Consider the following 13,553-nt stretch of genomic DNA (forward strand, 5'->3'; position numbering starts at 1 on the left):
CGGTACTTAGTAGTCATTAGGAATGAGGAAAGTTAATGGCAGGTAATAGCATAGGGCAGTTATTTAAAGTGTCCACCTTTGGCGAAAGCCACGGCGTCGCCTTAGGCGGTGTTGTGGATGGCACGCCAGCAGGCCTTGAAATCACTGAGGCAGATTTACAAATCGATTTAGATCGTCGTAAGCCAGGGCAAAGCCGTTACACTACGCAGCGCCGTGAGAGCGATCAAATTAAAATTTTAGCGGGTGTTTTTGAAGGTAAAACCACCGGAACCAGTATTGGTTTATTAATTGAAAATACCGACCAACGCTCACAAGATTATGGCAAAATTAAAGACGTATTTCGCCCAGGTCATGGTGACTACACGTACTGGCATAAATACGGCCTACGCGATTATCGCGGTGGTGGCCGTTCATCTGCTCGCGAAACCGCTATTCGTGTTGCCGCAGGCGCTATTGCTAAAAAGTATCTAAAGCAATTTCATGGTATTGAAGTACGTGCGTGTTTGAGTCAACTTGGGCCAATTAAAGCTGAAAATTACGATTGGGATGAAGTTGAAAATAATCTTTTCTTTTTCCCAGATGCAAGCAAGTTAGACGCGCTTGACGACTATATGCGCGACCTTAAAAAACAAGGTGACTCAGTCGGCGCGAAGGTAAAAGTAGTGGCTAAGAATGTACCTGTTGGTTTAGGTGAGCCGGTATTTGACCGCCTTGATGCAGAACTTGCCCACTCACTGATGAGTATTAACGCAGTAAAAGGCGTTGAAATTGGCGACGGCTTTGATGTGGTTGAGCAAAAAGGCTCTGAGCATCGTGATGAGTTAACCCCTGATGGCTTTACCTCAAATCATGCCGGTGGGGTGCTTGCAGGTATCTCTACAGGGCAAGATATAATCGCGTCAATTGCACTCAAACCGACATCAAGTATTACGATCCCCGGTAATAGTATTAACACGAGTAATGAATCGGTTGAGATGATCACCAAAGGCCGTCACGACCCATGTGTTGGCATTCGTGCAATCCCGATTGCCGAGGCGATGATGGCCATTACTTTAATGGATCATTTACTACGTCAACGTGGTCAAAACCCGCATGTTCATCATGAGCATGGGCCAATAAATGGCTCTGTTTAGGGTTTAGTTAAAAGCATTTAGAATTATTTAAAAGCGCGATGTTAATCGCGCTTTTTTGTTGTGGTTATTTTAAGATAGACATTAAAGTTTCAGGAGCGGGATCAGGCTGTGTTTTTGATCTGTCCATTGCGCCAAATGTACTGTTGAATAAGGTGTTATCGGTGATAAGTCTGTCATGGCTATCGAATTTAAAAATGCTTGGTTATTCGTCATTACGACCCATTGTGAGCCTAACTGCGTACCGCTATAGTTAAATTTGATCAGAGATTTATCGAAGCGCTTACTGTGAGCTTGGAGCACTGGCATCAAATCAATATGATTATTGGATATATGGATAATTAATAAGCCGCCTTTTGTTAGTCGCTGCCAATATAACTGAAAAGCTTCCTCAGTCAGTAAATGGGTAGGAATAACATCACTTGAAAAAGCATCAATAATTAACGCATTCATTAACGGTGCATTATTTTTTTGCTCTTCAGTTAAGGTGATTCTGCCATCGCCAATAGCCACATCAATGCGTGCAGGGCTATCTGTTAAATATGAAAAATAATTCATGGCCATGTTATAAACCGCAGGGTTAAGTTCATAAAAGCGGATTTTATCGAACTTATCGCCAAACTTTGCTAAAACTCCAGCACCTAAACCAATAATACCTATATTTAAATCTTGTTGCTTTTTTAATGCTGACAATGATTTAGCGATACCAGTATGGTGATGGTAATAGCTGTTTGTGAGTTCAGTTTGTTTATTAAGTGGCTGTGAGCCATGAATCGTTGTGCCATCGATTAGGCGTCGTTCAGCAAGATCAGACGTTGTAATGTCTTTGACAGTGACATAACCGTAAAAATTTCTCTCAGACGCTAAGTTGTATTGATTAAAATTAACAAAAAGATAGCTATATCCTGTGCCCCAAATAACCAGCGTAGCCAGTAAAGCTATTTTATAGCAAGAGGACGTTTTCGTCGTCTGGGTGAGTAGCGTGTATATAAATAATGAAAGCGCTACAGCTAACGCCACAATGAATTCTGTTATTTGTTCAAACAGTAGCGGTGCGACTAAGGCACTGAGTAAACTGCCGATCACTCCTCCTAAAGCGATATATAAATAAAATACAGTAAGCAGTGAGCCATCTGGCGCGAGTTTTCGAAGTTCACCATGACAGATCATACAAACAATGAATAAAATAAAGCTGTAGATCACCAGTTGAGCTAAAGCATTAAATTGGCTGCCAAGGAAAAACATCATCAGCCCTGCGAATGCGCTAAATATTAATAAGTACGTCCAATGGGCGCGATTATAGCTTTTTGCGGATGCAAACGCATAACTGAAGGTCAGCAAATATATTACCAATGGTAAAGCCCATATCAGAGGCATAGGCGGGATGTTGATGCTGATCATCTGAGTTGTCGCGATCAACATCATTGAACTGGTTGCTGAGAACGCAATCCACAGCCAATTAGGTTTGACGAGCAAAGTCGTTTTTGACTTAGTAATAGCTTTATCAGCGATACTGCCATTACTAAATAATACATAAATTAGGCACAATAACAGTATGCAGTATGCAAATAACCCCACTGTCCAATAGCTCTTTTGCTCATCGATTGAAAATAAAACTTCAAAAATAAATGGGTAACTCAGCAAAGCAAGTAGTGAACCCAGATTCGAAAGCGAATACCATTGATAAGGTACAGTCATAGCGGTCGATTCAATATACCAGCGCTGCAATAGTACGCTGGTGGCACTTAGTAACATAAAGACTAAGCCAACCTGTAAAAACAATTTAGCAATCACTGACCACGCTGGTGTTAGTGATAAAAATAGACTGACTTCAATTGTGTTAAAAGTAATGATGCTCGATAAAGCCACTAACAATGTGTGTATAAATAATTGTCGTTTGAGCTGATAACGGCTTAACAAATGAGCATATAAATAGCCGAGTAACAGCATGCTTTGATAAAAAAATAGGCTGGTTGACCAAACCGAAGCGCCACCGCCAAACTCGGGTAGTAGCTCTTTAGATAAGATAGGTTGAATTTGAAAGAGTAGAAACGCGCTCACAAAAATAATGAATGTCGATAATATCCGTTGCATCTTTTTTATTACTTAGTAAATGGTGCCTAACCATTAACTGAACTAATTAATGCGGCAATGTAATAACCCTTGAGTTTATCTTAAGAAAATCTTAATCTATGATTTGTATGAATTTATTGGAGTTGTAAGTGGGTAGGTTTCGAATCGGGAATTTTGACGTCGATGTTAGCCGTGGTAAAATTTCCTCAGCTGAAGGCGTACAAATTGTCGAACCTAAGGTTATGGATGTGCTCCAATTTTTGTACTCTCATAGGGGCAATGTGGTTAGCCAGGAAGAAATTTTTGCAGCTGTGTGGCCTAATTCAGTGTTTAGCCCAAGTAATGTGCAACGCAATATTGCACTGCTGAGGAAAGCATTAAATGAAGATTCTAAAAATCCACAATTCATCATTACCCACCCGAAACGGGGTTATTGCCTTGAGCTTAACGAACAAACACGTTCTCACTGTGTAAAGTGGCCGTTGTTGGCTTTTATCGCCGTGACAATTGTATGTTTGGTTGGTGGTTGGTTCGCATTTGCAACGCAGGTTGTTAAAACTGATTTCTCTGCGTTGGTGCCTGTAACATCAAATGAAGCCAATGAATCCTCTCAATCGCAATCTAATAACGGCAATTATTTAGCATTTGTTCGCGGTGACAATGATAATCAGCATATCTGGCTAAAAGAATTAATGACAGGTAAAGAGGTACAATTATCCCAGCACCCATCGACCTACTATAGTCTAGGCTGGAGTCCGGATAATCGCGCATTGGCTTTTATAGAAAAACAAAATGATGTTAGCCAATTAGCGTATTTTAATTTAGACATGGTAACTCTAACGAGTTTAAATTACGCCAACGTACTGGAATTTAAAGAATATTTAGTTACCAGCCAGCAATTACAATGGACTAATAACAATCAGGTTTATTTTATTGAGCGACGAAAACATAAAAATGATACGCAGCTTTCGACCGTCAATATAGAAACTAAACAAAAACAGGTAATCAAAGCCTCAATGGGTCAAGACTGGTTAAAGTTACATGCGTTGTCGCCAGATCAAACGCAACTAGCGCTTGGTTATGAAGCAGGACAAAATAACTACCGTATTGAAATACTGAATTTAACGGATAATAGTAGTAAAACAATTGCCGTTATTGAAGATGGTATTCAGGGGCTTAGTTGGCACCCAAGTGGTGAATACTTGCTGATAAGCAACACAAATAATCTATTACTTATTGATCGTCAGGGCAACTCAACTGATATCGAATTTAATAATTATCAAGTTATTCGAGATGCTGCATTCACGCCATCTGGTGAGGAGATATTGATGGAGCTTGTAAATATTGATGTTGATATTTTGCGTGCAACTAGTGCAACACCTCAGCAGTATGAAAAGCTCGTCGATACCTCGTCGGTTGATTTTTTGCCGGTATTCTCACCTGATTCAACTAAGTTTGTCTTTGAATCCCATCGTTTTGGTTTAAAACAGCTATTTTTATATGAGCAAGGTAAACAAACGCTGATTTTTGCAAACCCTAATAATGAAGAACTGTTTGGGGTTGTTTGGTCAAAAAATGGCGAAGAAGTGATCACCGCAAGCAAAGATAAACTGTTTCGAATTGATTTAAAAAGTGGCGATTATCAAGAAATAGCCCACCATCATCATTCGTTTTATCTCAGAGAGAAGTTTTATAATGAAGATGCGATCTTGGTTTCATATCGCGCTGACGATGGCGTTACATTTCACCCAGCAAAATTAGACATGCAAACATTAAGTTTATCGCCATTCACTGGCCAAGGAGAGCGGCTGGCTTGTTATGCAATGGCTTTAGACAAACACGATCAGATTTATTTTTCAAATAACAAACAGGTATTTCGACTCGATCAAGATGGCAATTTTGCTCAAGTATGGCACGCAGATGATAGTGATATTATTGGTCTGGCGGTCGATGAGCAAACGTTGAGTATTACCTTAGAGCAAGAAGATGGTTATGAGCTTAATATGCTTGATTTACAAAGCGCTCACTCAGAAATACGCCATATCGCGAACGAGAAAGGTAATATGTTAATTAATGCTTCACACGATAATACGCAACTTTTATATCTTACTGAGCCAAAGCGAAAACGCACCTTAGTAAGGCTGCGATAGTCTTTAAAACCCAAGATTCACAAGGTAAGTGCATAATCTGCTGCTATTAGCTTTACTAACTCTCGTTTTATCGGGTTATGAGCGTGGTTTGCGTGTAATAGTACGATATCAATAACGGGCAAGGGCGGCAGAGTTGAGTCAGTAACCGTCACCAGCTCCTGAGTGTTACTTACCTCAGCCATCACACCAACGGCTAGATTGGCTTTTACTAATGCTGTGAGCGCACTGAGCGAGCCGCAGCAAGCAACAATGTTAAATGGGCGTTCAGCCTTTAGTAACCCTTCAATAGCCGCTTGATGAAATTTACAATCTCGTTGAAATATTGCAACTGGCAGGGTCATAGCGGATTGATAGTTAAATTCGGCACTTTTAACCCACACACCTTTGCTTGATTCTAAAAAATAACCTTCTTCAGAGCTGGGCGAGCGCGTCGCAATCACCATGTCTAGCAAGCCTTGATCTAGCTGTGTTTTAAGCTGGTTGGTCGGCGCGCAACTGATTTGTAAATCAAGTTGCGGTATATGTTTATGTAATAAAGCCACAACTTTAGGTAATACTGTGCCTGCATAATCGTCAGGACATGCTAAGCGCACGCGAGTTTGCCCACCACCGGTTTTAAGTTGTTTATAGGCTTCATCATGCAGTGCTAATAATTGTTTTGCGTAGCTGGCTAAGTGAACGCCACTTGACGATAGTACAAGCTGCCTGCCTTGTTTGATAAATAATGGATTACCCAGCTCTTGTTCGAGCTTTTTCATTTGCATGCTCACTGCCGATTGGGTGCGGCATACTTGTTGAGCAGCGCGAGTAAAGCTGCCCGTTTCAACAAAAGCGCAAAAAGTACGTAGGGCGTCTAAATCCATATTTAACTCATCTATCAATTTTACTTATGTATTGTATAAAAACTATTGGTAAGTAATTAATTTACTACTGCTCTATATTAGGGATATTAAACACTACTAAGGAACGCAAATGCAATTATTTATCGGTAATAAAAACTATTCGACATGGTCGCTTAGAGCATGGTATTTAATGAGTAAATTCAATGTTATTTTTACTGAGAAACAACTCGTATTAGACACCCCTGAGTTTTATGAAACGCTTAAAAACAGTTTTGCAGTACAGAAAGTACCCGCCTTAGTCGATGGCGACTTGCAGGTATGGGATTCATTGGCAATTTGTGAATACATCAATGATGCTTATTTATCTAATACAGCTTGGCCTATTGATACTGCGCAGCGAGCGACAGCCCGCAGTTTAAGCGCTGAAATGCATACCGGCTTTATGGCGCTGCGTAATGAAATGCCAATGAATATTCGTGCAACTCGCCTAATTGAGTTATCTGCGGCGGCTAAAAAAGACATTAGCCGCATTGATGAAATATTCAGCCAGCAACAACGTAGTTACCCAAATGCGTGGTTGTTTGGTGAGTTTAGTATCGCAGATGCTATGTATGCGCCTGTAGTACTTAGGTTAAAAACCTACCAAATTTCACTTTCAGCTTTGGCGGAGCATTATTGTCAGCATGTTTTAAGTTGCCCTACATTACAACAGTGGATCACCGAAGCGCTAAAAGAAACTGATATTGTTGCTTGCGATGAAGCAGGGGTTGATGTTACTTAAAGTAACTTGCCAAGCGATAAGGTTATGAGGATGTATGGAACAGATTAAGCTATCACACCAAGATACATTAAAGCGGCTAGAAAGGTTTAGTCGCTTTACCGACAGCAGTATTGGCATTCCTTTTACTCGGTTTAAGTTTGGCGTAGAGGCACTGATTGGTATTCTGCCTGGTATTGGAGATCTAGCTGGGCTAATTTTATCTAGCTATATTCTATTTGAAGCCCAGCGTCTAGGAGTTAGTAAGCGTATAAAATTACGTATCATAATAAATATGTTGATTGATTTTTTTGGTGGCCTAATTCCGCTTGTCGGTGATATTTTTGACGCTTACTTTAAAGCAAATACCCGCAATACCCGTCTACTGAAACGCTACTTAGTAAAACAATAACGATAAAAATAAGTTAGTTTTTATCGTTATTAAAAAAGTATTCTGCAATCACTTGTTTCTGTTGGCCAAACGGGTCTGAAATGCCAATCCCAATGCCGATTATTTTACCCTGCGCTTCAGGCGGGTGGGCTTGCATTTGTTTATTTAAAATAACGAGCTTAGGGCTTTTCTCGTTAGCTAATAATGTTAAATGCGGCTGAAAGTTCTGAAATACATTGGGGCTACCATAGCGCTCAAATGCCGTTAATTTGTTGGGGTAGTTTTTAACCCAGCTAGGGATTGTGGCATTTGTGTCGCGTAATGGCTCAATCGCCATTGTTACTTCATCTGCTAGCCTTTGTAGCTTAGGCGAATACTGTAAGTTAATAAATGCCCAATTACTTTGCGTAACACTAAAACCTTGCGCTGTTATAGCAAACTCTTGATGTTGCTCGGTGATACTTTTTACAGCACGTTTAATGTCTTCTTCTGAGCCTTCAACAAAGTCAGTTAAATACAAAGTAGCGTGCACTGGCTTACCTTTTTCATAAAAACTCATGATCCCTTCTTTTTTTAATGCATCACTAGTTTGCTCAACTAAGTTAATGATTGACTTGGAAGGGATTGCAAACACATTGATGCTGACACTTTTTGCAAATGAGGGCAGGGGGATACTTATCAGCGTAATTAAAGTAACAACTAAAAGCTTCGGTCGTTTTATAAAAAGTAATTTGAACATGGGTTTATAATTTTATTCTTAAATTCGGATAGTAAGTGTAAAGAGGATAAGGGTTATTACTTGAACAGTAAATAAAAGGAGCTAGATTGCAGCGAATACATATTTTTGGCTTAGCTAAATTTGCAAAGTAAAGGCAAGACAATAACGCATGGCTGCTTAGTCGTTATCAACTTTTACATTCTTGCTAAAAGCCCGTACAATTCGCCTCGATTTTAATGTGCATTTGTTGCATTTTACCGAGGCGAATTAATCAGACTTTTATGCATCAAATAGCCGATTTAACATCTATTTTTGAACGCACTTTTTACCACAGCCATAATACACGCTTGGTCAAAGGTGAGCATGAGCCTATTTATATTCCCGCTTATGTTAAAACGCCGTATCATCAAATTGTGTTTGCCCATGGTTTTTATGCCAGTGCACTGCACGAAATTGCTCATTGGCTGGTGGCGGGTGATAAACGTCGTTTACTCGAAGATTACGGTTATTGGTATTGCCCAGATGGCCGTGATAAAGCTCAGCAAGCAGAATTTGAAGCCGTTGAAGTAAAACCGCAAGCAATCGAGTGGGCGCTGAGTGTGGCTGCGGGGTTTGATTTTAATGTCTCGGTTGATAATTTAAATGGTGAGCAAACCTGTCGCTTTGATTTTCAGGCGCGAGTACACAAGCAACTTTTACAGTTACTAAAAATAGGCTTTAATCCTCGGACTACTGCACTTTTAAAAGCATTAAGCGAATTTTACAATACGCCATGGCCATTGAATGCCGGGCAGTTTGTATGGCAACATCCTCAGGAGTTAAGTAATGCAGTTTAAGTTAGGACTAATTGTAAACCCAGTTGCTGGTTTAGGTGGCAGTGTGGCGCTCAAAGGTAGTGATGGTGTTGCGGCTAAAGCTCTGGCGCTTGGCGCTGAGCCAAAAGCTAATTTACGCACTAAAGCAGCGCTTGAGGTGTTATTGCCTTATCAAGATAAAATAACAATTTATACTGTTAATCACTCAATGGGTGAAAGCACCGCTACAGATCTTGGTTTTAATACCGAAGTTGTGTATCAAAGCGAGCACCCCAGTAGTGCAGATGATACTGAGCGTGCAGCCAAGGTATTGCAACAGCTAGGTGTTGATTTAATTTTATTTGCTGGTGGCGATGGCACTGCGCGCAATATTTGTCATGCGGTTGAAGATTGCGTACCGGCACTTGGCATTCCTGCCGGCTGTAAAATTCATTCAGGGGTTTATGCAATCACGCCAAAGGCCGCAGGGCGGGTAGTCGAAATGCTGGTCAAAGGTGAACTAGTTACCTTAGGCGATGCCGATGTGATGGATATTGACGAAGATGCGTTTCGTCAAGGCACAGTTAAAGCAAAACGTTATGGTGAAATGCAAGTACCCAGTGAAGTACGTTATGTACAAGCCGTAAAAAATGGCGGTAAAGAAACCGACGAGCTGGTACTTGCTGATATCGCCGCCTATGTCGTCAGTGAAATGGATGAAGATACGTTATATGTAATGGGCAGTGGCTCAACAGTTGCAGCTATTATGCAAGAAATGGGACTTGAAAATACCTTATTAGGTGTTGATTTAGTTGCAGATCAAAGCTTAATTGCGCAAGATCTTACAGCTGAACAATTATTAGCGATGACCCATCAGCGCGACACTAAATTAGTGATCACGCTAATTGGTGGCCAAGGCCATATTTTTGGCCGTGGCAATCAACAGTTAAGCCCAGCACTTATTCGCGCGATAGGGCTGGATAATATTATTGTGGTGGCTACCAAAACTAAATTACAGGCTTTAAACGGCCGCCCGCTCATTTGCGATACAGGCGATAGTGAGCTGGATGATGAATTAAGCGGTTATATTCGTGTAACCTGCGGATTTAACGACCATATTATGTATGCAGTAGGCCATCAAGATTGATTGGTAGAAGACCCTGCAAAATCAGGAGAAGTAGAAGTGAGTTTAGTAAATTATATTGACGCAGCCCAACAGTATTTTGATGACTTAGTGATCAAAGCCACTGATGATGAGTTATTTGCCGGTGGTTATTTACGAGGCCATTTTGATTTAGCAGTAGGCTATGCGCAAGTTGAAGAGCTTAATCTTGAAATAGATGAGCTCAATGAAACCGTTGAAAAAAGTTTAGTGAAAGCGTATCGCAATGGTGAGCTTAACGAAGAAGATAAAGCCCTAGTAGTAAGATTATGGGAAGAAGTAAAAGCACTCGCTTAAAAGACTAAATAAAAAGTTATTTAAAAAAACGGCAACAATGCCGTTTTTTTGTGCATTGAGACTATTTAGTTCCTAAAAATGTATTTTCTGTTCACTTAAAATTTACCTCATTCCCTAGATACGCTAAAGTACCACTGACTAAATTCTAGGGAACAAGTGAAATGAATAATAATAATGATGCGGCAATGCCCTCGGGCATAGTTGCGCGATTTTTAAATTTTGTTGAGCGGGTAGGAAATAAACTGCCTGATCCGGCAATCATCTTTTTGTTTGCCATGTTACTAATTTGGCTACTGTCGTGGTGGTTCTCAGGTGTTACTTTTGACGCTATCGACCCTCGTACCGGTGAAGCTATTATTATTAATAATATGCTGGCGAGTGATTCGTTAGCGACCTTTTTATCATCAATGGTAAAAACTTTTACCGGTTTTGCACCGTTAGGTGTGGTGTTAGTGGCCATGCTGGGTGTAGGGGTTGCTGAACATTCTGGCTTTATTAATACTGGCCTTAAGTTAATGTTAAAGGTGACACCTAAAAAACTTTTAACACCGTCAATTATTTTAGTCGCCATCGTCAGCCATACAGCAACCGATGCAGGTTATGTGTTAGTCATTCCGTTAGCTGGTGTTATATTTTATGCAGCAGGGCGCCATCCATTGGCGGGTATTGCGGCGGCATTTGCGGGAGTCAGTGGTGGCTTTGGTGCAAACTTTATTCCGTCGGGGATTGATCCACTACTGCAAAGCTTTACCCAAAGTGCGGCGCAAATTATTAACCCCGCGATGTCGATTAACCCATTAAATAACTGGGCGTTTACCTCGGCTTCAAGTTTATTCATTATTTTATTAGGCTGGTACATCACCGATAAAATTATTGAACCACGTTTAAAAAATACCGAATTAGATGGTAATAAAGAAGACTTACCTGCATTTGAAGATGCCCGTAGCGACGAAAAACGCGCGTTTTTTATTGCAAGTACAGTGATGATTGCAGGTCTTGCTTTATTAGCCTATGTGTCAGCCCCTGCGGACTCTGCAATGCGAAGCGAAGATGGCTCTTTAACTAATTTTCGCTCGCCTTTAATGCAATCTATCGTACCGCTAATTTTCCTACTGTTTTGGATACCTGGTGCAGTGTATGGTTTTACCGTTGGCACCTTTAAAAGCTCTAAAGATATGATAGATGCCATGAGTAAAGCAATGGGCGGCATGGCGTATTATATTGTAATGGCGTTCTTTTGTGCCTTGTTTATTGCTGCATTTAGTAAATCAAACTTGGGAGCTCTGCTGGCAATTGAAGGCGCGCAGCTGTTAAAAGCCATGCAGTTACCAAGTGCGGTGACTGTTGTCGGTATCATCTTTTTAACTGGTTTTGTAAACTTGTTTGTTGGCTCAAGTTCAGCAAAGTGGGCGCTACTGGGCCCGGTGTTTGTGCCTATGTTAATGCAGTTAGGTATCTCGCCAGATTTAACTCAAGCGGCTTATCGCGTGGGCGATTCTAGTTCAAACATCATCACTCCTTTAATGCCGTATTTCCCATTAGTTGTGGTGTACTGCCAAAAATACGTCAAAGGCACGGGCATTGGCACGCTTATCGCGATGATGCTGCCATATTCAATCGCTTTTATGATTGGCTGGAGCTTATTTTTACTCGGTTACTGGGCACTGGGTATCCCGCTTGGATTAGACGCAAGTTACGTGTACCCAGCAGGCGCGCCTTAATAAAACACGGCTAAATATTTATGTGTAAAAACCTCGTCATTATAATGGCGAGGTTTTTTTGTGGTTAGTTTTATCCAGCCAGTTGTCAATTCGATCGTATACCCAGCTTGGTACGTATAAACCGGTAAATATATTCGTTAACTAGGTTTTAGTATGGCCAATGAACGCGCTGTTCCTACATCTCGATTTTCACGCTTTGCAAAGTTAGGCTCATTAGCAACCAGTGTCGCGAGTAATATGTTATTTGAGGGAGCCAAAAGTACTCTTTCAGGAAAGGGTTGGGATAATAAAAGCTTATTACTGCAGCCTAAAAACATAAAAAACCTAGCGACAGAACTATCACACTTACGCGGTGCGGCAATGAAATTAGGACAGCTACTGTCAATGGATGCTGGGGATCTACTCAGTCCAGAGCTTGCTCAATTACTTGCATTACTTCGATCAGACGCTAACCCCATGCCACACAAACAACTCATTACTGTATTAAAAGAGCAGTGGGGAGATGACTGGTTATCGCGCTTTTCACATATTGAGCTTAGGCCATTTGCTGCCGCTTCTATTGGTCAAGTGCATTTGGCCTACCATGAAAACGGCGAGCAATTAGCTGTAAAAATTCAATACCCGGGGATCGCAAAAAGTGTGGTCAGTGATGTTGATAATGTTATATCGCTGCTTACATTGTCTCGTTTATTACCTAAAGATCTTGATATTAAGCCACTCGTCGCAGAGGCTAAAATACAATTATTAGCGGAAGCTGATTATCATCGTGAAGCGCAGTATTTATTACGTTATAAAAATGCATTGGCAAAGAACCGACACTTTATTGTTCCTAACGTCTATAAAGAGCACAGTACTAAACAAATATTAACGATGCAGTATATTGAGGCTCAGCCTATAGAGGGAATTACCGATCTACCCAAAGCAGAGCAAAGCTTTGTGGCACAGCAACTTATTGCGTTATTTTTTAAAGAAATGTTTGAATTTAGACTGATACAAACAGATCCAAACTTTGCTAATTTTCATTATCAACCAGCCACACAAAAAATCGTTTTATTTGATTTTGGGGCAACCCGCGAGATTTCGCCTCAGTTGAGCCAAGCTTATCTAGCTTTATTTAAAGCAGGCAGTGAGAATAATCGTGATGGGGTATTAAATGCGGCCACTCAGATTGGTTATTTTAAAGATACATTGCGTGACAGTTATAAAGATAATGTCATAGAGCTATTTTTAATGGCGTGTGAGCCACTGCGTCACGATGGTGATTTTGATTTTAAAAATAGCCAACTGCCATCAAATATTAAAGATGCTGGGTTGCAACTTAGTGCACAAGCACAGCAATGGCATACACCACCAGTGGATGCATTATTTATTCACCGTAAACTTGCTGGTTTATATTTGATTGCGGCTCGCTTAGAAGCAAAAATAGATGTTAGAGCGTTATTTATGCCAATTTTATTAAAAACATGATTATTTTAGCGAATTCAAATACTCATTCATTCAATGCAATTGCTATCAACG

Annotated in this window: 12 protein-coding genes; 9 read left to right on the forward strand and 3 right to left on the reverse strand. The window is 40.5% G+C overall.

What is annotated here, in order from left to right:
• Positions 1-35 precede the first annotated feature (35 nt).
• A complete protein-coding gene (gene aroC / locus H5203_RS12500) occupies positions 36-1,133 on the forward strand; it encodes a chorismate synthase (RefSeq protein WP_145240385.1) in 1,098 nt (365 codons plus the stop codon).
• Between the two features lie 81 nt (positions 1,134-1,214).
• On the opposite strand, the gene H5203_RS12505 is transcribed toward aroC, so the two are convergent.
• Positions 1,215-3,224 (reverse strand): fused MFS/spermidine synthase, encoded by a 2,010-nt coding sequence (locus H5203_RS12505; RefSeq protein WP_182758343.1) that lies wholly within the window; start codon positions 3,222-3,224, stop codon positions 1,215-1,217.
• 128 nt (positions 3,225-3,352) lie between these two features.
• Between H5203_RS12505 and H5203_RS12510 the strand changes: the two genes are divergently transcribed.
• A complete protein-coding gene (locus H5203_RS12510) occupies positions 3,353-5,353 on the forward strand; it encodes a winged helix-turn-helix domain-containing protein (protein ID WP_145240389.1) in 2,001 nt (666 codons plus the stop codon).
• A 17-nt stretch (positions 5,354-5,370) separates the two neighbouring features.
• Here the strand turns inward: H5203_RS12510 and H5203_RS12515 are convergent, their stop codons facing one another.
• A complete protein-coding gene (locus H5203_RS12515) occupies positions 5,371-6,216 on the reverse strand; it encodes a LysR family transcriptional regulator (RefSeq protein ID WP_145240391.1) in 846 nt (281 codons plus the stop codon).
• A gap of 109 nt (positions 6,217-6,325) precedes the next feature.
• Between H5203_RS12515 and H5203_RS12520 the strand changes: the two genes are divergently transcribed.
• On the forward strand, positions 6,326-6,976 hold the full coding sequence (locus tag H5203_RS12520) for a glutathione S-transferase family protein (RefSeq protein ID WP_145240393.1): 651 nt from the start codon (positions 6,326-6,328) through the stop codon (positions 6,974-6,976).
• Between the two features lie 34 nt (positions 6,977-7,010).
• Positions 7,011-7,364: a DUF4112 domain-containing protein gene (locus H5203_RS12525; RefSeq protein WP_182819823.1), complete on the forward strand. Its 354-nt coding sequence runs from the start codon at positions 7,011-7,013 to the stop codon at positions 7,362-7,364.
• Positions 7,365-7,377: 13 nt separating this feature from the next.
• Here H5203_RS12525 and H5203_RS12530 read toward each other — a convergent pair whose 3' ends face one another.
• Positions 7,378-7,977 (reverse strand): DUF1045 domain-containing protein, encoded by a 600-nt coding sequence (locus H5203_RS12530; protein WP_310736561.1) that lies wholly within the window; start codon positions 7,975-7,977, stop codon positions 7,378-7,380.
• Between the two features lie 365 nt (positions 7,978-8,342).
• Here H5203_RS12530 and H5203_RS12535 point away from each other — a divergent pair, with 365 nt between their 5' ends.
• The 5 genes from H5203_RS12535 to H5203_RS12555 all read left to right on the forward strand — a co-directional run bounded on the left by H5203_RS12535 (position 8,343) and on the right by H5203_RS12555 (position 13,502).
• A complete protein-coding gene (locus H5203_RS12535) occupies positions 8,343-8,897 on the forward strand; it encodes an elongation factor P hydroxylase (protein WP_182819824.1) in 555 nt (184 codons plus the stop codon).
• A complete protein-coding gene (locus H5203_RS12540; RefSeq protein ID WP_182819825.1) occupies positions 8,887-10,002 on the forward strand; it encodes an ATP-NAD kinase family protein in 1,116 nt (371 codons plus the stop codon). Before H5203_RS12535 ends, H5203_RS12540 begins: the two co-directional genes overlap by 11 nt.
• Before the next feature lie 36 nt (positions 10,003-10,038).
• Positions 10,039-10,314, forward strand: a complete 276-nt coding sequence (locus tag H5203_RS12545; protein WP_145240403.1) for a YfcL family protein — start codon at positions 10,039-10,041, stop codon at positions 10,312-10,314.
• A 161-nt stretch (positions 10,315-10,475) separates the two neighbouring features.
• Positions 10,476-12,035 carry an AbgT family transporter gene (locus tag H5203_RS12550; protein WP_145240405.1) on the forward strand — a complete coding sequence of 520 codons (1,560 nt, stop codon included), beginning with the start codon at positions 10,476-10,478 and terminating at the stop codon, positions 12,033-12,035.
• A gap of 153 nt (positions 12,036-12,188) precedes the next feature.
• Positions 12,189-13,502: an AarF/ABC1/UbiB kinase family protein gene (locus H5203_RS12555; protein WP_182819826.1), complete on the forward strand. Its 1,314-nt coding sequence runs from the start codon at positions 12,189-12,191 to the stop codon at positions 13,500-13,502.
• Positions 13,503-13,553: the final 51 nt, after the last annotated feature.

The organism is Pseudoalteromonas sp. SG41-1 (assembly GCF_014164575.1).
GTDB lineage: Bacteria > Pseudomonadota > Gammaproteobacteria > Enterobacterales > Alteromonadaceae > Pseudoalteromonas > Pseudoalteromonas rhizosphaerae.

Coding starts and splice junctions, on each gene's coding strand:
- aroC (WP_145240385.1), top strand. CDS start 36: ATGGCAGGTAATAGCATAGGGCAGTTATTTAAAGTGTCCACCTTTGGC.
- H5203_RS12505 (WP_182758343.1), bottom strand. CDS start 3,224: ATGCAACGGATATTATCGACATTCATTATTTTTGTGAGCGCGTTTCTA.
- H5203_RS12515 (WP_145240391.1), bottom strand. CDS start 6,216: ATGGATTTAGACGCCCTACGTACTTTTTGCGCTTTTGTTGAAACGGGC.
- H5203_RS12520 (WP_145240393.1), top strand. CDS start 6,326: ATGCAATTATTTATCGGTAATAAAAACTATTCGACATGGTCGCTTAGA.
- H5203_RS12525 (WP_182819823.1), top strand. CDS start 7,011: ATGGAACAGATTAAGCTATCACACCAAGATACATTAAAGCGGCTAGAA.
- H5203_RS12535 (WP_182819824.1), top strand. CDS start 8,343: ATGCATCAAATAGCCGATTTAACATCTATTTTTGAACGCACTTTTTAC.
- H5203_RS12540 (WP_182819825.1), top strand. CDS start 8,887: ATGCAGTTTAAGTTAGGACTAATTGTAAACCCAGTTGCTGGTTTAGGT.
- H5203_RS12550 (WP_145240405.1), top strand. CDS start 10,476: ATGAATAATAATAATGATGCGGCAATGCCCTCGGGCATAGTTGCGCGA.
- H5203_RS12555 (WP_182819826.1), top strand. CDS start 12,189: ATGGCCAATGAACGCGCTGTTCCTACATCTCGATTTTCACGCTTTGCA.